The following is a 19,946-nucleotide window of genomic DNA, read 5'->3' as shown; positions in this document are numbered from 1 at the left end:
ATCCTCCCCTGGAGGGTAAGAGACTTACCGCGCATCCGGCCGTGAGTTCGACGGCAACGGCGGAGGCGGCTTGCGCGCGGGCGGCGGATTGCGCCAGGCGCCGGCATTGCGGCCGGCGATCAGCCAGTAGACCACGCCGGCGACGATGCCGGCGCCGGTCATGATCTCGAGGTGACGGCGCACGATGCCCTCGAACTGGAAGGTTTCAGCGTGGAAGGGAACGAGACCGAGATAGCAGGCGAGCCCCACGACGCCGCCGCCGACGGCGTAGGCGAGCGCGCTGCGGATGTAGAGCGCTTCGGTGATCGCGACGATCACCGCTGCCGGCACCAGGGCAAAGCCCGAGACGAAGATGAAGCCGAAGCCGAGCAGGATGTCGATCGTGCCCTGATCGACCGGACCGGCGCCGAGATCGGCGAACTCCGGAAACAGCAGCGCGACGACGATAATCATGCCGCCGACGAAGCAGGCGGCGAGGAAGCCGATGAAGATGACGATGAGGCGGCCGATCAGGGACATGCGAAGCGACACTCACCCGTCATTGCGAGGAGCTCTTGCGACGAAGCAATCCAGACTGCTTCCGAGGTGACATTCTGGATTGCTTCGCTTCGCTCGCAATGACGCGGTGGCGAGAGCCAAAACATGAACAGCTCAATCCGTCATCGCCATGGCGCGCAGCGCCTGACGTTCGCGCGCGCTGAGCTTTTCGGTCTCCGACTTCAGTTGGCCGCAGGCGGCGAGGATGTCGCGACCGCGCGGGGTGCGCACGGGCGAGGAATAGCCGGCGTTGAAGATGTATTCGGAGAATTTTTCGATCTGGTCCCAGTCCGAACATTCATAGGCGGTGCCGGGCCAGGGATTGAACGGGATCAGGTTGATCTTGGCGTGAATGCCCTTGAGCATCTTCACCAGCAGCTTGGCATCGTCGAGCGAATCATTGACGCCCTTGAGCATCACATATTCGAAGGTGATGCGGCGCGCGTTCGAGGCGCCGGGATAGTCGCGGCAGGCCTGCAGCAGCTCCTTGATCGGATATTTGCGGTTGAGCGGCACGAGCTCGTTGCGCAACTCGTCGCGGACCGCGTGCAGCGAGATCGCGAGCATGACGCCGATCTCCTCGCCGGCGCGCACGATGTTCGGCACCACGCCGGAGGTGGACAGCGTGATGCGGCGGCGGGAGATGCCGATGCCTTCGTTATCGCCGACGATCAAGAGCGCATCGCGGACGGCGTCGAAATTGTAGAGCGGCTCGCCCATGCCCATCATCACGATGTTGGTGACGCGGCGCGTGCCGTCCTCGCGATCGGCCCAGTCGTTCAGACGATCGCGCGCGACCATGACCTGTCCGACGATCTCGCCGGCGGTGAGATTGCGCACCAGACGCTGCGTGCCGGTGTGGCAGAAGGCGCAGTTCAGCGTGCAGCCGACCTGCGAGGAGACGCAGAGCGTGCCGCGGTCGGTCTCGGGGATGTAGACGCACTCGACCTCATGCGCCTTCTGAACGGAATCGCCGCTCGGCAGCCGCAGCAGCCATTTGCGGGTGCCGTCGTTGGAGATCTGCTCGGCCACGACTTCGGGCCGGTCGACCGTGAAATGTTGGGCGAGATCGGCGCGAATGCCCTTCGAGATCGAAGTCATGTCGTCAAAACTCTGGGCACCCCGGAAATAGAGCCAGTGCCACAGCTGCTGCACGCGCATCTTGCGCTGGGCCGGAGCGACGCCGATCTCGCCGAGGCGATCGGCAAGCTCGGTGCGCGACAGGCCGATCAGCGACGGTTTTGCCGGCGGCACATAGGTTTCGAGCGCAGTCTTCTCCACCAGGGTTGCGTTGTGCGGCTCGGTCGTCGGTTGCATCGTTGGGCCTGGAATTTGTTGTCGTCGTTCCGGGATGGTCCGAAGGGATCGCGAAGCGACCCTGAGGACCAGACCCGGAACCTCGAGATTCCGGGTTCAATGCTGCGCATTGCCCCGGAATGACGGAAGAATCTGGAACCGGCCTTATATAGCAACCGGAACTGCCGATTGCGACCGTGGCCGTTGCCTAGCCTTACCGCCTGCAGTCCTGGGCGATCTTGTCGAGCGCCTGGGCGAGGCCCTTCAGCGAGAAGGTGTCGGTCGTCTCCGTGCCCTTGGCCGAGACGCCCTTGACCACGAGGTCGGCGGATTTGCGCATGGCTTCGACCATCCGCTCCTCCTCGGCCGCGTTCTTGATCCAGAGGCCGTCTCCCTGCGTGTACATCGCGAAGGAGGCGCCGCCGACCTCGACGGTCGATTCCGAGCCCGGCTTCAGCGCGTAGCCGATCATGACCGAGACTTCGTTGTTGACCTTCTCCGCCGGCCGGGTCGAGACGAACGCATAGGCGGGATCACGCGGCCGGTTCGGCGGATTGGTCTTCGAAGATGAAGGCTTGGCCAGCGCGAAGCAGACCTTCTTGCCATTGGGCGCGGCCGCATAGGCCCCCCAGGTGCCGAACTGCCCGATCAAGGTCGGCTCGGCGCCACCCGCAACTCCCGCGGGCGAGGCCACCGGTTTGCTCTCGGGCTTCGAAGCTCCTTTTGAGGTCGTATGGGCCGGCGGCGCAGCCGGCTTCGGCGTCGCTTCTTTTGGAGCAGACTCTTTTGGAACGGACTTGGCCGCCGGTTGCGCCGTCTGCGCCCGCGCGGAATCGGCGATTCCCCCGGCCATGACGCCAGTCATCAAAGCTAAAATCAGCACCCGCCACATGCTCGGAGTGGTTCCCTCAATATTGTGACTGGAAGATGGCCCGACTGCGCTTTGTCCCCGGGCAGGGATAGCCGGGAAAGTCCAATTTGGGAAGGCAGTTAGCGGTATCGGCTGCAGCTAGGCCCTGGATCGCGCAGCGCGCTGCTCGGCCCATTGCGCCTCGGTCCAGCCGAGCAAATCCTCGGCGCCGGAACTGCGCAGATGCGCGCCGCCGTCGATCACCACCATTTCGCCATTGATGTAGCCGGCGCGGTCGGAGACCAGGAAGCTGGCGAGATCGGCAAGCTCGCTATGCTCGCCCGTGCGGCCGAGCGGATTGCGCGAGGCCCAGCCTTCATCGCGGCCCTCGGGGCGGAGCTGTCCGGACGCCCCGGCGGTCGGAAACGGGCCTGGCGCGATCGCGACGGTGCGGATGCCCTTCGGGCCCCACTCCACCGCAAGGCTCCTGGTCATCGCCAGCAGGGCGGACTTCGCCATCGCCGACGGAACCGTGAAGGCGCGGCCGGTGATGGTGGAGGTCGAGAGGATCGACAGCACGACGCCGCCATGCTTGCCCGCGATCCAGCGCCTGCCGGCGGCGAGCGTGCAATACATCGCGCCATGCAGCGTCGGCGCGAGGATCGCATCCGCGGCGCGGAAGGAGAGATGCTCGCTCTGGGCGATGAAGGTCGCAGCGGCATTGTTGACGAGGATATCGAGCGGCGCCTCGCGCCAGATCGCGTTCATCATGTCGTCGACCGCGGCACCATCGCGGATGTCGCAGGCGATCGTCGTGACCTTGCCGCCAATCTGCGCGCGCATCTCGCTCGCAGTCGCCTCGAGCCGGTCGCGCTTGCGGCCGCAGATCACGAGATCGGCGCCGAGCGCGAGAAAGCGACGGCCCATCGCGGCGCCAAGGCCCGAGCCGCCGCCGGTGACGAGGATGCGCTTGTTCTTGAGCAGGCCCGTTTCAAACATCGTTTGAATCCTTTCTCCGCGGATTTCGTCATTGCGAGCGCAGCAAAGCAATCCAGAGTCCGCGCCGCGGAAATAGTCTGGATTGCTTCGCTGCGCTCGCAATGACGGGAGGATAGGCCGTCGCGTGACCTCAGACAAAGAATCCGGATTGTCCAGTCGCGCTAAATCCGGCAAAACCGGACCAAACTATAATTCCACTCGAAACGCCTCAGGTGCCGCCATGAAAGCCATCCTCTGCTCGCAATATTGCCAGCCCGACGATCTCGTTCTGGCCGAGGTGCCGGACCCGGTGGCCGGTCCCGGCGAAGCCGTGATTGCGATCAAGGCGGCGGCGCTGAACTTCTTCGACATCCTGATGATCCAGGGCAAGTACCAGATCAAGCCGCCGTTCCCATTCTCGCCGGCTGCGGAAGTTGCCGGCGTGATCGAGAGCATCGGCCCCGGCGTGACCGATCTGAAGGTCGGCGACCGCGTCGTCGCATCCTGCGGCCACAACGGCGCGCGCGAGAAGATCGCGCTGCCGGCGGCATCGATCGTGAAGATCGCCGACAATCTCGACTACGACCGCGCGGCCGGCATCATCATCATCTACGGCACCGCGCTGCATGCGCTGGAGGATCGCGCGAGCCCGAAGCCCGGCGAGACGCTCGCGGTGCTTGGCGCGGCCGGCGGCACCGGCCTCGCCGCCTGCGAGCTCGGCAAGCTGATGGGCCTGAAGGTGATCGCCTGCGCCTCATCGGACGAGAAGCTGGAATTCGCGAAGGCGCATGGCGCCGAGCTGACGTTGAACTACGGCAAGGAAGATCTGAAGGAAGGGCTGCGCAAGCTCACCGGCGGCAAGGGCGTCGACATCATCTTCGATCCCGTTGGCGGCGCTTACGCCGAGCAGGCGCTGCGCTCGATCGCCTGGGAGGGCCGCTTCCTCGTCATCGGCTTTGCCGCCGGCGACATTCCGAAGATGCCGCTGAACCTCGCCTTGCTGAAGGGCTGCGACATCCGCGGCGTGTTCTGGGGCGCATGGACCCGGCTCAACCCGGCCAAGAACCGCGCCAATCTGGAAAAGCTCGTGAAGTGGACAGCGGAAGGAAAGATTTCATCGCATGTCGACCGCACTTTCCCGCTGGCGCAGACGGCGGACGCATTGAAGGTGCTGGCGGGACGTCAGGCGATGGGGAAGGTGATTCTGCATCCGTGAGGATGTTGTGGCGGAAGCGCGTTTGTCGCGACCTGCACGCCACACACTCACTGTCATCGCCCGCGAAGGCGGGCGATCCAGTACTCCGTGACGGCGTGATTGAATCGAGAGGCCGCGGCGTACTGGATTCCCCGCTTTCGCGGGGAATGACAGCGGTGGGTGTGACTGGGGCCGCGTCTGCTACGCCGCTTCTTCCGCCTCCTCAACCCCGCGCTTCAGCGCGGCGCGGGCGGCCTCGCGATGCTCGTTCGTGATGTGGCTGGCGACCATGCGGATGGCAGTGGCGAGCACGGCAGCGTCATCGGCGAAGCCGAGCATCGGCATCACGTCCGTGACGAAGTCGAACGGCAGGATGAAGTAGGCGATCGCCCCGAGCAGCGAGGCCTGGACGTGGCGTGGCGTCTGCCGGTCGAACGCGCAGTAATAGGCGGCAAGCAGGTCTTCCGCGAACGGCAGGTGCGCGGCGACACGCTTCAGCTTGCGCCAGAAGCGGCGGCGCACGCTCTCGCGATCTTCCGCGAGCCGATCGGCCGGCTCGAAGCCGACGCTGTGCTCGGCAGCCATGCTCAAGAACTCCCCGTTCTGCCGGAGGCGGCGGGTCGTCCCGTCCCGGCTGATCACAAGATGGGGATGCGGCCGATCCCTGCAAGATGTCAGCCCGGTGTCAGCCTGCGATCGCGTTCATCGCCTTGGCCAGCGCGATGTCGCGCGTGGTGAGGCCGCCGGCGTCGTGGGTCGACAGCACCACCTCCACCGTCTTGTAGACGTTGCGCCATTCGGGGTGGTGATCCATCTTCTCGGCCACCAGCGCGGCGCGGGTCATGAAGCCGAACGCCTCGTTGAAATCCCTGAAGACGAAGATCTTCCCGATGGCGTCGCGGCCTTGGACCTCACTCCAGCCTGGTAGTCCGCCCAGCGCCTGCCTGCGCTCCTCCGCCGAGAGCCGTTCTGCCATGATCGTCTCCTTGCCCTTTGGGGGGAACTTTACTCTAACACCGCGCCGCCGCCCGGGTTCATACGGGATTTCCCGGGTCCGCTAACCATGACGGAGATGTAACCCCGCCGGACAAGGAAATTTGCTACAATTGCAACGGTAAATCGCCGGCCAAGATGAAACTGAGCCTGAAGCGCCTGTTTGGGAGATCGATGACCGGGGGATTGGACCTGGCCGAAGCGCCCCCTCCGCCTTCGCCGCGATCGGCGGCGCGGAAGACGGCGCTTGTGTCTCTGGCACTCGTGCTTGCGATCGTGGGCGCGCTCGTCGGCGGCTATTACTTCGCCATGCGTCCGGTGACGCTCAAGATCGCGGTCGGCCCTGCCAACAGCGATGACATCAAGGTGGTGCAGGCGCTGACGCAGGCCTTCACCCAGACCAAGGGTCAGGTAAGGCTGCGGCCGTTCCAGACCGACGGCGCCACGGCCAGCGCCGACGCGCTCGCGGAAGGCAAGGTCGATCTCGCCATCGTGCGCGGCGACGTCGATGTGCCCAAGAACGCGCAAGCGGTCGCGACCCTGCGCAAGAACGTCGTGGTGCTGTGGTCCGTGCCGGCCAAAGGCAAGAAACGGGGCCCGAAGATCACCAAGATCGCACAGCTCGCCGGCCATCGCGTCGGCGTGGTCGGCCGCACCCAGGCCAACGTCAATCTGCTTAAGGTGATTCTCCAGCAGTACGGCATCGATCCCGCCAAGGTCGAGATCGTGCAATTCCCGGCGAACGAAGCCGCCGAGGCGATCAAGGCGCAGAAGGCCGACGTCTATCTCGCGGCCGGCCCCGTCAACAGCAAAATCACGTCGGATGCGATCGCCGCCTCCACCAAGGATTTCGGGGCGCCCACCTTCCTCGCGATCGATTCGGCGGATGCGATCGCGCAAAACCATCCAGTCTACGAAGCGTCCGAGATTCCCGCCGGCACCTATGGTGGCTCGCCTGCTCGCCCGGAGGACGAGGTGAAGACCATCAGCTTTTCGCACCACATCGTGGCGCGCAAAGGCGTGGCCGAAACCACCATTGCGGCGTTCACGCGCCAGCTCTTCGCCGTTCGCCAGCAACTGGTCACGGAATTTCCGCTCGCGGCGAAGATCGAAACGCCTGATACCGACAAGGATGCGGTGATCCCGGTGCACCCAGGTGCGGCCGCCTTCGTCGACGGCGAGGAAAAGACCTTTCTCGACAAATACAGCGACTACATCTGGTGGAGCCTGATGGCACTTTCCGCCATGGGCTCGATCGGCGCCTGGTTTGCCGGGTACCTGAAGAAGGACGAGCGCGACAGCAACAATCATCAGCGTGAACGCCTGCTCGACATGATCTCCGCTGCACGCAAGTGCGAGACGGCCGAAGAGCTCGATCAGATGCAGACCGAGGCTGACGACATCCTGCGCGATACGCTGCGCTGCTACGATCACGGCGCGATCGAGGAAGGCGCACTCACCGCCTTCAACATCGCACTCGACCAGTTCCACTCTGCGGTCGCCGACCGCAAGGCGTTGCTGATGAGCCTGCCGCAGAACCTGCAGCGCGCCGGCGCGCAGTTCAGGGCCGCCGGCAACGCGTAGGCGCTTGCCGGCGTAATAGCTGCGTCACATTGTCTCAATATAGCTCCCACTGTCATTCCGGGGCGCACAACGCGCGAACCCGGAATCCATCGAGCTGCATTCGCGAGGAGAAATGGATTCTCGGGTGCGCAATTGCGCACGATAGTTCGCGCCTGACTGCGCGCCCCGGAATGACGTGCCTTGCTGCAAGCTCGACTTCGGAGCCATCTTCATGAACATCACATTCTCCCGCCGCCGCTTCCTCGCCACCAGCGCCGGTGCGCTCGGCACGATCGCAATGCCCTATCTCTCGCGTGCGGCCGATCGGCCGGCGGTCACTCATGGCGTGCAGTCTGGCGACGTCACCGTCGATGGCGGTGTGGTGTGGGCGCGTACCGACCGGCCGGCACAGATGCTGGTCGAGGTGGCGACGACTGATACGTTCAGGGACGCCCGCGCGCTGCCGCCGATCGCGGCGCTGCCCGAGAGCGACTTCACAGCAAAAATGCTGCTGGAGAATCTGCCGGGCGGCCAGGACATCTTTTACCGCGTTCGCTTCCGCGATCTCGCGCACAGCGCGGTCGAGGGCGAGCCGGTGGTCGGCCGCTTCCGCACCGCGCCGGCCGACCGCCGCGACGTCAGCTTCGTCTGGGGCGGCGACGTCGCAGGCCAAGGCTGGGGCATCAACCCTGACGACGGTGGCATGTTCACCTTTTCGGCGATGCGCAAGCACCGGCCGGATTTCTTCCTGCATTCCGGCGACACGATCTATGCCGACGGTCCTATCCAATCCGAAGTGAAGCTTGCCGACGGCAAGATCTGGAAGAACGTCACGATCCCGGAGAAGGCCAAGGTAGCGGAGACGCTGGACGAGTACCGCGCCGCGCACAAGTACAATCTCACCGACGCGAACCTTCGAGCCTTCAATGCAGAAGTGCCGATCTTCGTGCAGTGGGACGACCACGAGGTGACCAACAACTGGTCGCTGTCGAAGGAGCTGCCGGCCGCCTACAAGGTGCGGGACATCTCGCTGCTCGCGGCCCGCGCAGGGCGCGCCTTCCACGAGATGTACCCGATGCGGGAAAGCATCGTGGAGCCCGGCCGGGTCTATCGCCAGATCGCCTACGGCCCGCATCTCGACGTGTTCGTGCTCGACGAGCGCAGCTATCGCGGCCCGAACGGCGCCAATCTCGACACCGCCTACGGCCCCGCCAGCTATTTCCTCGGCCCGGACCAGATCGCCTGGCTCAAGCGCGGCCTCCTAAATTCGCGCGCGACATGGAAGGTGATCGCGTCAGACATGCCGATCAGCCTGATTGTCTCGGACACGCCGAAGGGTGGCTCGGAAGCCATTGCACAGGGCGACGGTCCGGTGCGTGGTCGCGAGTTCGAGATCGCCGACATCCTCCGCTTTATCAAGATGGCGCCGATCACCAACACGGTGTGGCTGACCGCTGATGTGCACTACGCCGCCGCGCATTATTACGATCCGAACAAGGCGCAGTTCCAGGAGTTCGAGCCGTTCTGGGAATTCGTGTCGGGTCCGCTGCACGCGGGCACGTTCGGTCCGAACGCGCTCGACAACACCTTTGGCCCCGAGGTCCGCTTCGTCAAGGCTCCGGGCAAGGACAGCCAGAACCTGCCGCCGTCAGCGGGCATGCAGTTCTTCGGTCACGTCAAGATCGACGGCGCCTCGGGTCAAATGACGGTGACCCTGCGCGACCGCGCCGACGTGGCGCTGTGGTCGACCACGCTCGACCCGAAGCAAAGCTGACCGCTAATTGGCGGCGCGTAGCTTGAGCGCCGCTTCCAGCGCATCGCTCGAACACGGTTTCTGCAACCGCGGCCGGCCCGCCAATTCGGGCGGAATGCGCGCCTCGGCGCCATAGCCGGTGACGAAAACGAACGGAACCTCCAGCGCGGTCAACCGCTCGGCGACCGCAAAGCTGGTCTCGCGGATCAGCTCGACATCGAGCAGCGCGAAGTCGGGCGTACGCTTCGCAATGGCGTTCAGCGCCTGCGTCACCGAGCCGACGGTCCGCACGCCGGTCACACCAAATCCGAGCAGACGGTCCTCGAAATCGATCGCGATGATCGGATCGTCCTCGACGATCAGAACATCGGCCGGCCAGCCTGAGCCGTTGGAAAGTGCGGGTGCCATGATCGCATCTTGCGTTGGGGTTGTAGGATCAGGACTGCCGCGACACGATGCCTGCGCGTAGCGCATCGAAGGGTTCCCGGAACGAAACTCACCACATCATCGTTGTTCAGTCTGTCCACTTGTGCACACAGGCGAGGCGCGGAACTCGCTAAGGTGGGAGGAAGGACGGGAGTTTCACGATGGATGCGCGTATCGGCAAGGTCACCGAGGTCGAAAGCCGGCCGGCCAACAATCTGCTGCGGCGTTTGAGCCAGGCCGACTACGCCCTCCTTGCACCGCACGTGACTTTCGAAGACTCCGCAGCCGGCCAATTGCTCTACAATCCTGGCGATGACGTGCAGGTCGTCCACTTCCCCTGCGGGCCGTCGCTCGCGACCTTCCTCGTCCCCAATGAGGACGGCCGCGACGTCGAAACCATTCTGGTCGGCCGCGAAGGCGCGGTGGGCGGCATCGTCAGCGAGGGATTCCTGCCGGCCTATACCCGGATCTGCGTGAAGTTCGGCGGGCCGTTTGCGCGCATTCACGTTGCCAAGCTGGAAGCGGCCAAGCTGCGCTCGGCGTCGCTGCGCAACATCTTCGCCCGCTATGCCGATTGCTTGCTGGCCCAGATCTTCCAGTCGACCGCCTGCAACGCGATCCACTCGATAGAGCAGCGCACCGCCAAATGGATCCTGGCGGCGATGGAGCGGACCGGCGACGAGACCAGTGTGCCGCTGACTCACGAACAACTCGCGACGCTGCTCGGGGTCGGGCGCAGCTATGCCAGCCGCGTGCTCCAGTCGTTCAAGGCGGAACGGATTCTCGACACACGGCGCGGCTCGATCCTGGTTCGCAATCGCGATGGCCTGAAGCTTCGCGCCTGCCTGTGCAACGATGCCGTGAAGATGCATTTCGAGGAGGTGCTGCGCGGGGTCTACCCGACCGAGGAGCGGGAGGCGGGGTAGCTCCACTTGCTTTCTTCCTTCTCCCCTTGTGGGAGAAGGTGGCATAGGCGGCCTCCGGCCGCCGTTCCTGGGAAACGCCGAAGCGGAGCTTCGGCTATGGCGCCGGTGAGGGGTCTCTATCCGCGCGCACATTCGCAAAGGAGTATGCGGAGAGATACCCCTCACCCCGATGAGCCTGTGTCTGCGAGCGGTGATGCCCTCTCCCACAAGGGGAGAGGGCGCAGTCATGCGCATCGCGCTGTGTGAACGTAACCGTGCTATACTGCCCCCACATGGGCGGGGCTTTCCTTCACACTCTGTTCGATATCGCGGCGTGGCTGGCGGCCGCGGCGGCCGTCTACTGGCTGGCGCGACAGGGCCTGCAGTTTCCGGCGCAATCCTTCGAGCTGCCCTATATCGCCGCGCTGGTGTTCGGCGCCGGCCTTGGCGCCTATCTGTTCGGGTCGGCCAATCTGTGGCTGTCCGGGCAGAACGGCATCGCGCGCTCGGTGGAGGGCGCGCTGGCCGGCGGCATCGTGGCGATCGAGCTCTACAAATGGTCCGCAGGAATCGCGGTGCGAACCGGCGCCCGGTTTGCGCTGCCGCTGGCGCTCGGCATCGCGATCGGCCGCCTCGGATGCTACTTCGCGGGCCTCGACGACTTCACCTACGGCACGCCGACGGCGCTGCCTTTCGGCCATGATTTCGGCGACGGCGTCCTTCGCCATCCCGTCCAGCTCTACGAGAGCGCAGCCATGGCCGTATTCGCGATTGTCTATGTGCTGGCGGTCTTGAACCGAAACGCCTTCACGATCACCAATGGTTTCTACCTGGTTCTCGCCTATTATGGAGCGCAGCGCTTCCTATGGGAATTTCTCAAGCCCTACGGCACGCTGATCGGTCCGTTCACGCTGTTTCACCTGCTGTCGCTGTCCATCCTGCTCTATGCCGCCTTCATGCTGGCGACGGCGGCCAAAGCGAGATCCCTGCATGAACGCGCCGCTGCGTAAGTCGCGTCCCTACATCTTTTGGGGCCAGACCCAATCCCTCTGCGAGACCTGCCTGAAGCTGGTGCCGACCAAGATCCAGATCCAGGACAACGAGGTCTGGTACGAAAAGCGCTGCGGGGAGCATGGCGTGCAGTCGACGCTGGTGTCGACGGATGCGGCCTATTGGCGCCTGTGCAAGGATTTCATCAAGCCGGGCGACCGGCCGCTGCAATTCCAGCACCGCACGGAATTCGGCTGTCCCTATGATTGCGGCCTCTGTCCCGACCACGAGCAGCATTCCTGCCTGGCGCTGATCGAGATCACCGAGCACTGCAGCCTCACCTGCCCGGTCTGCTTTGCCGAATCCTCGCCGGCACGAACGAAATTCACCCCGCTCGCGACGGTCGAGAGGATGCTCGACGCGCTGGTGGCGAGCGAAGGCGAGCCCGATCTGGTGCAGATATCCGGTGGCGAGCCGACATTGCATCCGGATTTCTTCGAGATCCTGGACGCGGTGCGCGCCCGCCCGATCCGCCACGTCATGATCAACACCAACGGCCTGCGCATCGCCCGCGAGAAGGATTTTGTGGCGCGGCTCGCCGAGAACAAGCGCGGGCTGGAGGTCTATCTCCAGTTCGATTCGCTTCAGCGCGATGCGCTGATCGATCTGCGCGGCGCGGATTTGCGAAAAATCCGCCAGCAGGCGCTGGAAAATCTCGAGCATTATGGCGTGTCGACCACGCTGGTCGCGACTATCAAGCGCGGCGTCAACGACGCCGAGATCGGCGACATCGTTCGCCATGCCCTGACCTGGAAGTGCGTGCGCGGCGTCACGCTGCAGCCGGTGCAGGATGCCGGGCGCAACGAGAATTTCGACAAGACCACCGACCGCATCATGCTGTCGGAGATTCGCAAGCGCGTGATCGAGACCGGCGTGTTCGGCGACACGGACATGATCCCGCTGCCCTGCAACCCTGAAAGCATCTCGATCGGCTACGGCCTGCGCAACGGCGAGAAGGTGCTGCCGCTGACCTCACTGATCCCGCAGGAGCAGCTGGTTGCGGTGATGCCCAACACCATCAGCCCGGAAAAATATCCGATCCTGCGGGAGAAATTCGTCGATCTGTTCTCGCTGTCGTCGGGCCCGCTCAACACTTCCGAGCGCGTCTGCGAACTCTTGTGCTGCCTGCCGAGCTTCGAGGTGCCACAGGGCCTCACTTACGAAAACGTCTTCCGCGTCACCATCGTGCAATTCCTCGATCGCTTCAATTTCTGCGTCGGCAACGTCAAGCGCAGCTGTATCCATTTCGTGACGGAGCAGGGCGCGATCATTCCGTTCGACACCTACAACTTGTTCTATCGGAACGGACAGATCGACGGCATCCGCGCCGGGTTGGCCGCTCAGGCGACCGAAGGAGCCTTGCAGGCATGAGCATCAGCGACACACCGCCGCCCGCACCTCCCGTTCCGCCGCCGCCTCCACCGACGCAAAAACGCAGCGGCTGCCTGACCGCGCTCATGGCGATCTTCGGGATCATCCTGCTGCTGCCGGGTGTCTGTGCGCTGCTGTTCGGCGGAGTGTCGGTGTTCGAGGACGGCAGGATCGCCTCCGACATCGCGCCTTTGGTGTTCCTGGGCCTGCTCGTGGGCATCGGCGGGGTCGCCCTGATCTGGGCGGCCATCAAGGGACGGCGCGGTTAGGCCCCGTCTTTCCGCTAAGCCCCGGAGATTCCCGGACAAAATTCAGTCAACCAACGGCCAAAGAACACATTGTTTTTTGGCCGTTTTTGCATATATTGCGCCGCAACGCGCAGGGCGCCTGGCTGATATGGCCGGGCTTCCTTTTTGGGCGGAAAGCGCCCCGTTTCCAGTCTTCCAGCGTTGTTTCGAGAAGAGGTCCCGGTCCGACCGGCGAGATCGCGCTTAACCCATTGTTCGACCGCAAAGAAGCTCACTCATGAATCTTCGTAACGTCGCCATCATCGCCCACGTCGACCACGGCAAGACAACCCTCGTCGACAAGCTCCTCCAGCAGTCCGGCACGTTCCGCGAGAACCAGAAGGTGACCGATCGCGCCATGGACTCCAACGACCTGGAGCGCGAGCGCGGCATCACCATTCTGGCCAAGGCGGCCTCGGTGCAGTGGAAGGACACCCGTATCAACATCGTCGATACCCCCGGCCACGCCGATTTCGGCGGCGAGGTCGAGCGCATCCTCAACATGGTGGACGGCGCCCTGGTGCTGGTCGACGCCGCCGAAGGCCCGCTGCCGCAGACCAAGTTCGTGGTCTCCAAGGCGCTCAAGGTCGGCCTGAAGCCGATCGTCGTCATCAACAAGGTCGACCGCCCCGACGCGCGCCCGACCGAAGTCATCAACGAGGTGTTCGATCTGTTCGCGGCGCTCGACGCCAGCGAGGAGCAGCTCGACTTCCCGATCCTCTACGGATCGGCCAAGCAGGGCTGGATGGCCGACAGCCCGGAGGGTCCGAAGGACAAGGGCATGGAGCCGCTGTTCGACCTGATCCTGCGCCACGTCGCGCCGCCGAAGGTGGAAGAGGGTCCGTTCCGGATGATCGGCACCATCCTCGAAGCCAACCCCTATCTCGGCCGCATCATCACCGGCCGCATCTCTTCCGGCACGCTGAAGCCGAACCAGCAGGTCAAGGTGCTGAACGCCGACGGCAAGCTGGTCGAATCCGGACGCATCACCAAGATCCTGGCGTTTCGTGGCCTCGAGCGCACGCCGCTCGATGAAGCCGAAGCCGGCGACATCGTCGCCATTGCGGGCCTGACCAAGGGCACCGTCGCCGACACTTTCTGCGACCCGACCGTCGACATGCCGTTGCCGGCGCAGCCGATCGATCCGCCGACCGTGTCGATGTCGTTCATCGTCAACAACTCCCCGCTCGCCGGCACCGAAGGCGACAAGGTGACGAGCCGCATGATCCGCGACCGTCTGTTGCGCGAAGCCGAGGGCAACGTCGCGCTGCGTGTGGTCGAAGCTGCCGACAAGGACGCGATGGAAGTCTCGGGCCGCGGCGAATTGCAGCTCGCGATCCTGATCGAGACCATGCGCCGCGAAGGTTTCGAGCTCTCGGTGTCGCGCCCGCGCGTGGTGTTCCAGAAGGACGAGGCCACCGGCGCGACCATGGAGCCGATCGAGGAGGTCGTGATCGACGTCGACGAGGAGCATTCCGGCGTCGTCGTGCAGAAGATGAGCGAGCGCAAGGCCGAGCTGATCGAGATGAAGCCGTCCGGCGGCAACCGCCTGCGTCTGGTGTTCTACGCGCCGACCCGCGGCCTGATCGGCTACCAGGGCGAGCTGCTCACCGACACCCGCGGCACCGCGATCATGAACCGCCTGTTCCACGGTTACGCCCCCTACAAGGGCGAGATCCAGGGCCGCCGCAACGGCGTCCTGATCTCCAACGACCAGGGCGAGGCGGTGGCTTACGCCATGTTCAAGCTGGAAGACCGCGGCCCGATGATGATCGAGCCGGGCTGGAAGGTCTACAAGGGCATGATCGTCGGCGAGCACACCCGCGACAACGATCTCGAGATCAACGTGCTCAAGGGCAAGCAGCTCACCAACATCCGCACGACCTCGAAGGACGAAGCGGTGCGCCTGACCCCGCCGATCCGTATGACCCTGGAAAAGGCGCTCGCCTATATCGAGGACGATGAGCTCGTCGAGGTGACCCCGAAGTCGATTCGCCTGCGCAAGAAGCACCTCGACCCCAACGAGCGCAAGCGCGCGGAAAAGGCCAAGGAAGCGGTGGCGTAAGGCCGCCGTTCTCTCGTGCCCCGGACGCAGCGCAACACGATAGTGGTGCGCTGCCGAGCCGGGGCCCAGATTCTCTCAGCACCCACGCATCACCAGGGTCCCGGCTCTGCGCCGCAGCGCTGCGCGCTGCAGCGCGCCCGGGACACGAGAGCTGCATCCTTGACTGGCTTCAGCACTCTTCGCGAACGTGCTAAAGCCCGCCCATGACCTCCCTGCCCTCCACCGTCGACATCGCGATCATCGGTGCCGGTGCCGCCGGCCTCGGCGCGGCGCATGCGCTGGCGGGCTCCGGCCTCTCCGTGATCGTGCTGGAGGCCCGCGACCGGCTCGGCGGCCGGGCCTGGACCGTACAGGCCTCGGCCGAGGTGACGTTCGACGTCGGCTGCGGCTGGCTTCACTCCGCGGACAAGAATTCCTACGTTCCGATCGCGCGACAGCTCGATTTCGAGCTCAACAAGGACCTGCCGCCCTGGCGCGAGCGCGCCTTCGGCAATGCCTTTCCGCAGGCCGAGCGCGACGACTTCATGCGCGCGATGGACGCGTTCTACGAGCGCCTGTGGGAAGCCGCGCAAAAGGGCAGGGACGAACCGGCGAGCCTGAGCCTCGAGGCCGGCAATCGCTGGAATCCCATGATCGACGCGATCTCGACCTACATCAACGGCTGCGAACTCAAGGATATGTCCACGCTGGACTGGGACGCCTATGAGGATACTGGCCTCAATTGGCGCGTCCGCCGCGGCTATGGCGCGCTGGTTGCGGCGTATGGGGCACCCTGCCCGGTGGCGCTGAACTGCAACGTCACGCTGATCGACCATTCCGACAAGCGCATCCGCATCGAGACGTCGCGGGGCACGCTGACCGCGGCCAAGGCGATCGTCACCGTTCCGACCAATCTGATCGCCGAGGAGGCGATCCGCTTCTCGCCGCTGCTCCCCGCCAAGGTCGAGGCCGCAGCCGGCCTGCCGCTGGGCGTCGACGACAAGGTGACGCTGGCGCTCGATGACGCCGAGGCCTTTCCGAAGGAGGCCAATCTGCGTGGCGCCACCATGCGGACCGACATGGGCACCTACCACATCCGCCCGTTCGGCCAGCCCTGCATCGAGGGCTTCTTCGGCGGCAGCTTTGCGCGCGAGCTGGAAGAGGCCGGCGACGGCGCCATCGCCGCGCAGAGCATCGACGAGATCGCGGGCTTCCTCGGCAACGAGATCAGGCGCAAGCTGAGGCCGCTCTGCGAATCCCGCTGGGCGCGCGATCCGTTCGCGAGAGGCTCCTATTCGCATGCGCTGCCGGGTCACGCGGGGGATCGCGCGGTGCTGGCCGCACCGGTGGATGCCCGGCTGTTCTTCGCGGGCGAAGCGACGTCGCCGACTTTCTTCACGACGGCGCATGGCGCGCGGGACAGCGGCGAGCGGGCGGCGAAGGAAGTGCTGGCGGCTTTTGGCGGGCCGTAACCGCACACGCCGTCATTGCGAGCTATTCGATCACCCGCGCCCGCAGATCCGCATCAGGCACGAAGCAGGCATCGTACTTGCCGAAGATGCGATAGCGATTGCGCGCGATGAGACTGTAGATCGGGTCCCGCAACGGCTTCGGCACGACGAATAATGCGCGCACCCAGCTCCAGCCGGGGAGCTGCGACAGCACGGTCAGTGCCGCATCCGACTTCGTGAACGCCTCGCCGCCGTGGACGACCGCGTTCGTGTCTGGATCATCCGGATCGATACCGAACGTGCGCGCAAGCCGAGCCCCATAATCCGACTGGATCGGCGTGAACCGGAACCGTTTCGCCGTGTCCCGCCTGGCGACGAAGCGGACCCAGCGCGAGCAGAAGATGCAAACGCCGTCGAACAGGATCACGTCATCGTCGGGCCATTTTGACATCAGCTTCTCTTTTTGGCGCATTTTCTTCACGCGAACCGGGATCCACTTCGCTCGAAAACGCTATCGATTGTCCAGCATGAGCAGCGCAACGAGCATCAGCACGATTGCCGGCCCCGTTTTCACCAACGCGCCGAGCGGCTCGATCCAGAGGTCGGGAGTGAGGATCGCCGCACCAACCATGTAGCCGAGCGAGGCGACGATGCCCGCAACCAGCCCGATCGCCGCGGTCCGGCGGAAGGCGATCAATACGCCGATGCCCATATCCATCAGGCTGGTGCCGATGGTGATGGGGTCGACGAGCGCGGGCGGGAAGTTATGCGCGCTCAAAATGCCGGCGGCGGCGCGGTAGGACACGAACAGGGCGATGAACCCCGAGACGATCCAGAATGCGACCAGGCTCGCGAAGATCAACGCCTTGACCAGGAACAGCCGCGCGAACCATTTGTCCTGGATGGTGGCGGGATGACGCCCGACTGCATCAGCCAGCGTCTTCGGAGCGATGCTCGTTGCGGCGATCCACGGGGAGGGATCCCCGATCACTCCGCGGCGCAGTTCGGCGATGGCCGTCGAGCGCATCGGCGGCATCCATCCGAGATAGCTGGCGACATCGCCGAGTTTCGTACCGAGATCGAGCATGAAGCGCGGCATCGCGATGCGCGGCCAGCCGGCCGTGCCGAACGCGACGCGAAACGGCTCGATGACCCCGGCCATGGTGACCGGTTCGGCCTGCATCAGGTCCCAACTCACCGCCTTCACGGAGGCATCGTCGATGTCGCGTGCGGCGAGCCAGGCGATGGTCGCCGAAATGTCCTCGATCGCGACGGGCTGGAATGGCGTGACCATTTCCTTTGCCGGCAGATCAACCGGGAAGGCGGCAAGAGCGCGGAGCATGGCGCTGCCGCCATAGGCTGCCGGCGCGACCACGAAGCCGGGCCGCAGGATGGCATGGGGAATGCCGGACGCCACGATCAGGCGCTCGGCCTCGCGCTTGGTCGTGGCGAAGGCGGTGCGATCCGTCTCAGCGGCGCCGGGAATCGAGACATGCACCAGCCGGATCGCGCGGCCGCTGCCGCCGATCGCCTGAAGAAGGCGCGCGACGAAATCGCGATGCACCCCGCTCGTGCTGCTGCTGGGACCGTCCTGGAGCACGCCAAGGCAGTTCACCACGACATCGGCGGCATGCTCTTTGAGGAGGCGCGTCAGCGCGGTCACATCGAGCGAGAGGATCGGCAGCTCGATGTCCAGCGCGCTCATTCTCTGCGCCGGCGACAGGCTGCGCGCCACGCCGACGACGCGAAATCCCCGCCTGCGCAGATCGTCGGTGACGAAGCGGCCTATCAGGCCGGAGGCGCCGAGCACCAAAATGGTTCGCTGATTCATCGCTGCACTCAGAACGGTTTTGCGATCATCAGCCAGAGGATCAGCATGGTCGCCCCGAAGCCGGGGAAGCCGAATGCGAACCAGCGGCGGAACAGGACGTGATAGCGCTGTGGCAGCGCACTGCGCTGCGTGGCGGCCTTGCGCGCGAGGTCGCGCATCTCGATCTGCATGAACACAACGGGAATCCAGAACAGGCCAGCGATAGCATAGAGCGCCAGCGAAGCGAGTAGCCAGTGTTCGGTGATCGACGTGGCAGACAACATCATCAACAGGCCGCCGCTGACGGGCTGGAGGATCACCGCCGACAGCGTGAAGATCGCATCCGCAATCACCACCACAGAAGCGGTACGCGCGATGAATTCCACGTCGTCCGTGCGATGCGCCATCAGCATGAAGAAGGCGATGCCGGTTCCTGTGCCGAGGATGACGATGGCGCCGAGCACATGAAGGAACTTGACCAGGAAATACAGCGTCATGGCTTCTTGGTCGCCACAGGCTTGGGCGGGTTCAGCGCGCGTTCGAGCGCACTCCCTGCGGCTTTGACGCCGGCTTCGGTCTCGATCATCCAGTGGCCCTCGCTGCCGACGGCGGGCAGAAAGCGCAGGTCGGCGTTGCCGCCACTTCCGCGAAATGCATCTGCGAGCTTCTGCGAAAATGCGGGCGCGAAATAGCTGTCATTGCCTGCAACGAGCCATGTGACGGGAATGCGCGCCGCCTTGCCGAACTCCGCCGCGGCGGCGAGAAGCGCATGCGGCCCACAGATTCGGTTCGGCTCATCATTGGCATGGCCGCCGCGTCCCGGTGCAAACACCGTGATCGAGGAGATCACCTTCGGATCGGCATTGGCGAGCGCCAGCGCACCCCAGCCGCCGGCGGAATGGCCGATCACGATCGCGGCATCCTTGCGGATGAAATCCTGCTTTCGCAAGAAGCCCAGCGCGAGCGAAATCGCGTCGGCCGTTGCGCGGCCTGAGCGCACATAGTCGGCCTCGTCACATCCGCCCTGATCCTCGACATAGCGGCCGCCCGTCGCGCCATGGCCGAGCCGCTCCGGCACCAGCACGGCAAAACCACGCGCGACGAGATAGGCGGCAAGCGGGCGGTATTCCGGCTGCGGCATTTGCGCACGACGCAGCGCGTTCTGCGTCGAGGCGTGCGCGATCACCGCGAGTCGGAACGGACCCGGGCCCGGGGGACGAAACAGGAGAGCATGCGCGGCAAGGTCGGTATCCGGCGCGGGCACCCGCCACGCTTGCCGACGAAACGGTTCGCTCTCCCCTCCCGAGGGGCCAAACGTGACCTCGGCGCACAGAGGCGACGCAGTCAGCAAGGCCAGCAGAGGCAGGAGCGCGATGGTGTTGAAGAGCCGCATGAATTGGCCGAGGGCGAACGCGAACAGCGTCGGCCAGATTAGTA

The 19,946-nt window shown here is 64.8% G+C and carries 20 protein-coding genes; 9 read left to right on the top strand and 11 right to left on the bottom strand.

The window, feature by feature from the left end:
- Positions 1 to 24 precede the first annotated feature (24 nt).
- The 4 genes from XH96_RS01525 to XH96_RS01510 form a co-directional block, all read right to left on the bottom strand.
- Positions 25 to 519: a hypothetical protein gene (locus tag XH96_RS01525; RefSeq protein WP_194393991.1), complete on the bottom strand. Its 495-nt coding sequence runs from the start codon at positions 517 to 519 to the stop codon at positions 25 to 27.
- A 132-nt stretch (positions 520 to 651) separates the two neighbouring features.
- Positions 652 to 1,854, bottom strand: a complete 1,203-nt coding sequence (rlmN, locus tag XH96_RS01520) for a 23S rRNA (adenine(2503)-C(2))-methyltransferase RlmN (protein WP_194390752.1) — start codon at positions 1,852 to 1,854, stop codon at positions 652 to 654.
- 193 nt (positions 1,855 to 2,047) lie between these two features.
- Complete coding sequence (locus tag XH96_RS01515) at positions 2,048 to 2,725, bottom strand: invasion associated locus B family protein (protein ID WP_194390751.1); 678 nt, start codon at positions 2,723 to 2,725, stop codon at positions 2,048 to 2,050.
- A 117-nt stretch (positions 2,726 to 2,842) separates the two neighbouring features.
- Positions 2,843 to 3,682, bottom strand: coding sequence for an SDR family oxidoreductase (locus tag XH96_RS01510; RefSeq protein WP_194390750.1), 840 nt, complete (start codon positions 3,680 to 3,682; stop codon positions 2,843 to 2,845).
- A gap of 220 nt (positions 3,683 to 3,902) precedes the next feature.
- On the opposite strand from XH96_RS01510, the gene XH96_RS01505 reads away from it, so the two are divergent.
- Positions 3,903 to 4,877, top strand: a complete 975-nt coding sequence (locus XH96_RS01505) for an NADPH:quinone oxidoreductase family protein (protein ID WP_194390749.1) — start codon at positions 3,903 to 3,905, stop codon at positions 4,875 to 4,877.
- 180 nt (positions 4,878 to 5,057) lie between these two features.
- On the opposite strand, the gene XH96_RS01500 is transcribed toward XH96_RS01505, so the two are convergent.
- On the bottom strand, positions 5,058 to 5,441 hold the full coding sequence (locus XH96_RS01500; protein ID WP_194390748.1) for a YkvA family protein: 384 nt from the start codon (positions 5,439 to 5,441) through the stop codon (positions 5,058 to 5,060).
- Positions 5,442 to 5,541: 100 nt separating this feature from the next.
- Positions 5,542 to 5,832, bottom strand: a complete 291-nt coding sequence (locus XH96_RS01495; protein WP_194390747.1) for a 4a-hydroxytetrahydrobiopterin dehydratase — start codon at positions 5,830 to 5,832, stop codon at positions 5,542 to 5,544.
- A 155-nt stretch (positions 5,833 to 5,987) separates the two neighbouring features.
- Here XH96_RS01495 and XH96_RS01490 point away from each other — a divergent pair, with 155 nt between their 5' ends.
- Both XH96_RS01490 and XH96_RS01485 read left to right on the top strand, forming a co-directional pair.
- On the top strand, positions 5,988 to 7,433 hold the full coding sequence (locus tag XH96_RS01490) for a TAXI family TRAP transporter solute-binding subunit (protein ID WP_194390746.1): 1,446 nt from the start codon (positions 5,988 to 5,990) through the stop codon (positions 7,431 to 7,433).
- 211 nt (positions 7,434 to 7,644) lie between these two features.
- On the top strand, positions 7,645 to 9,186 hold the full coding sequence (locus XH96_RS01485; RefSeq protein WP_194390745.1) for an alkaline phosphatase: 1,542 nt from the start codon (positions 7,645 to 7,647) through the stop codon (positions 9,184 to 9,186).
- 3 nt (positions 9,187 to 9,189) lie between these two features.
- Here the strand turns inward: XH96_RS01485 and XH96_RS01480 are convergent, their stop codons facing one another.
- Positions 9,190 to 9,573, bottom strand: a complete 384-nt coding sequence (locus tag XH96_RS01480) for a response regulator (RefSeq protein ID WP_246789907.1) — start codon at positions 9,571 to 9,573, stop codon at positions 9,190 to 9,192.
- 179 nt (positions 9,574 to 9,752) lie between these two features.
- Between XH96_RS01480 and XH96_RS01475 the strand changes: the two genes are divergently transcribed.
- The 6 genes from XH96_RS01475 to XH96_RS01450 all read left to right on the top strand — a co-directional run bounded on the left by XH96_RS01475 (position 9,753) and on the right by XH96_RS01450 (position 16,720).
- The gene (locus tag XH96_RS01475; RefSeq protein ID WP_061880119.1) at positions 9,753 to 10,517 is read left to right on the top strand and encodes a Crp/Fnr family transcriptional regulator; all 765 of its coding nucleotides are present in this window, start codon (positions 9,753 to 9,755) and stop codon (positions 10,515 to 10,517) included.
- A 272-nt stretch (positions 10,518 to 10,789) separates the two neighbouring features.
- Positions 10,790 to 11,506 carry a prolipoprotein diacylglyceryl transferase family protein gene (locus XH96_RS01470; protein WP_194393990.1) on the top strand — a complete coding sequence of 239 codons (717 nt, stop codon included), beginning with the start codon at positions 10,790 to 10,792 and terminating at the stop codon, positions 11,504 to 11,506.
- The gene (locus tag XH96_RS01465; protein WP_194390743.1) at positions 11,487 to 12,917 is read left to right on the top strand and encodes a radical SAM protein; all 1,431 of its coding nucleotides are present in this window, start codon (positions 11,487 to 11,489) and stop codon (positions 12,915 to 12,917) included. The genes XH96_RS01470 and XH96_RS01465 overlap by 20 nt, the downstream gene beginning before the upstream one ends.
- Entirely contained in the window at positions 12,914 to 13,186 is a 273-nt protein-coding gene (locus XH96_RS01460) for a hypothetical protein (RefSeq protein WP_194390742.1), read from the top strand. Before XH96_RS01465 ends, XH96_RS01460 begins: the two co-directional genes overlap by 4 nt.
- Positions 13,187 to 13,442: 256 nt before the next feature.
- On the top strand, positions 13,443 to 15,269 hold the full coding sequence (gene typA, locus XH96_RS01455) for a translational GTPase TypA (protein ID WP_194390741.1): 1,827 nt from the start codon (positions 13,443 to 13,445) through the stop codon (positions 15,267 to 15,269).
- A 203-nt stretch (positions 15,270 to 15,472) separates the two neighbouring features.
- Positions 15,473 to 16,720, top strand: a complete 1,248-nt coding sequence (locus XH96_RS01450; RefSeq protein WP_194390740.1) for an NAD(P)/FAD-dependent oxidoreductase — start codon at positions 15,473 to 15,475, stop codon at positions 16,718 to 16,720.
- 22 nt (positions 16,721 to 16,742) lie between these two features.
- On the opposite strand, the gene XH96_RS01445 is transcribed toward XH96_RS01450, so the two are convergent.
- Genes XH96_RS01445 through XH96_RS01430 form a run of 4 tightly spaced genes read right to left on the bottom strand, consistent with a single transcriptional unit; the run spans position 16,743 to position 19,902 of the window.
- Positions 16,743 to 17,150, bottom strand: a complete 408-nt coding sequence (locus XH96_RS01445) for a thiol-disulfide oxidoreductase DCC family protein (RefSeq protein ID WP_194390739.1) — start codon at positions 17,148 to 17,150, stop codon at positions 16,743 to 16,745.
- A gap of 60 nt (positions 17,151 to 17,210) precedes the next feature.
- Positions 17,211 to 18,530, bottom strand: coding sequence for an SDR family oxidoreductase (locus XH96_RS01440; RefSeq protein WP_194390738.1), 1,320 nt, complete (start codon positions 18,528 to 18,530; stop codon positions 17,211 to 17,213).
- Between the two features lie 8 nt (positions 18,531 to 18,538).
- Positions 18,539 to 19,006, bottom strand: a complete 468-nt coding sequence (locus tag XH96_RS01435; protein ID WP_194390737.1) for a DUF2269 domain-containing protein — start codon at positions 19,004 to 19,006, stop codon at positions 18,539 to 18,541.
- Positions 19,003 to 19,902, bottom strand: a complete 900-nt coding sequence (locus XH96_RS01430) for a S9 family peptidase (protein WP_194390736.1) — start codon at positions 19,900 to 19,902, stop codon at positions 19,003 to 19,005. Before XH96_RS01430 ends, XH96_RS01435 begins: the two co-directional genes overlap by 4 nt.
- Positions 19,903 to 19,946: the final 44 nt, after the last annotated feature.

It is taken from the genome of Bradyrhizobium sp. CCBAU 51765 (assembly GCF_015291725.1).
Taxonomy (GTDB): Bacteria; Pseudomonadota; Alphaproteobacteria; order Rhizobiales; family Xanthobacteraceae; genus Bradyrhizobium; species Bradyrhizobium liaoningense.
The sequence above is the reverse complement of the archived record's forward strand: the minus strand, read 5'-3'. Positions and strand labels throughout refer to the sequence as shown.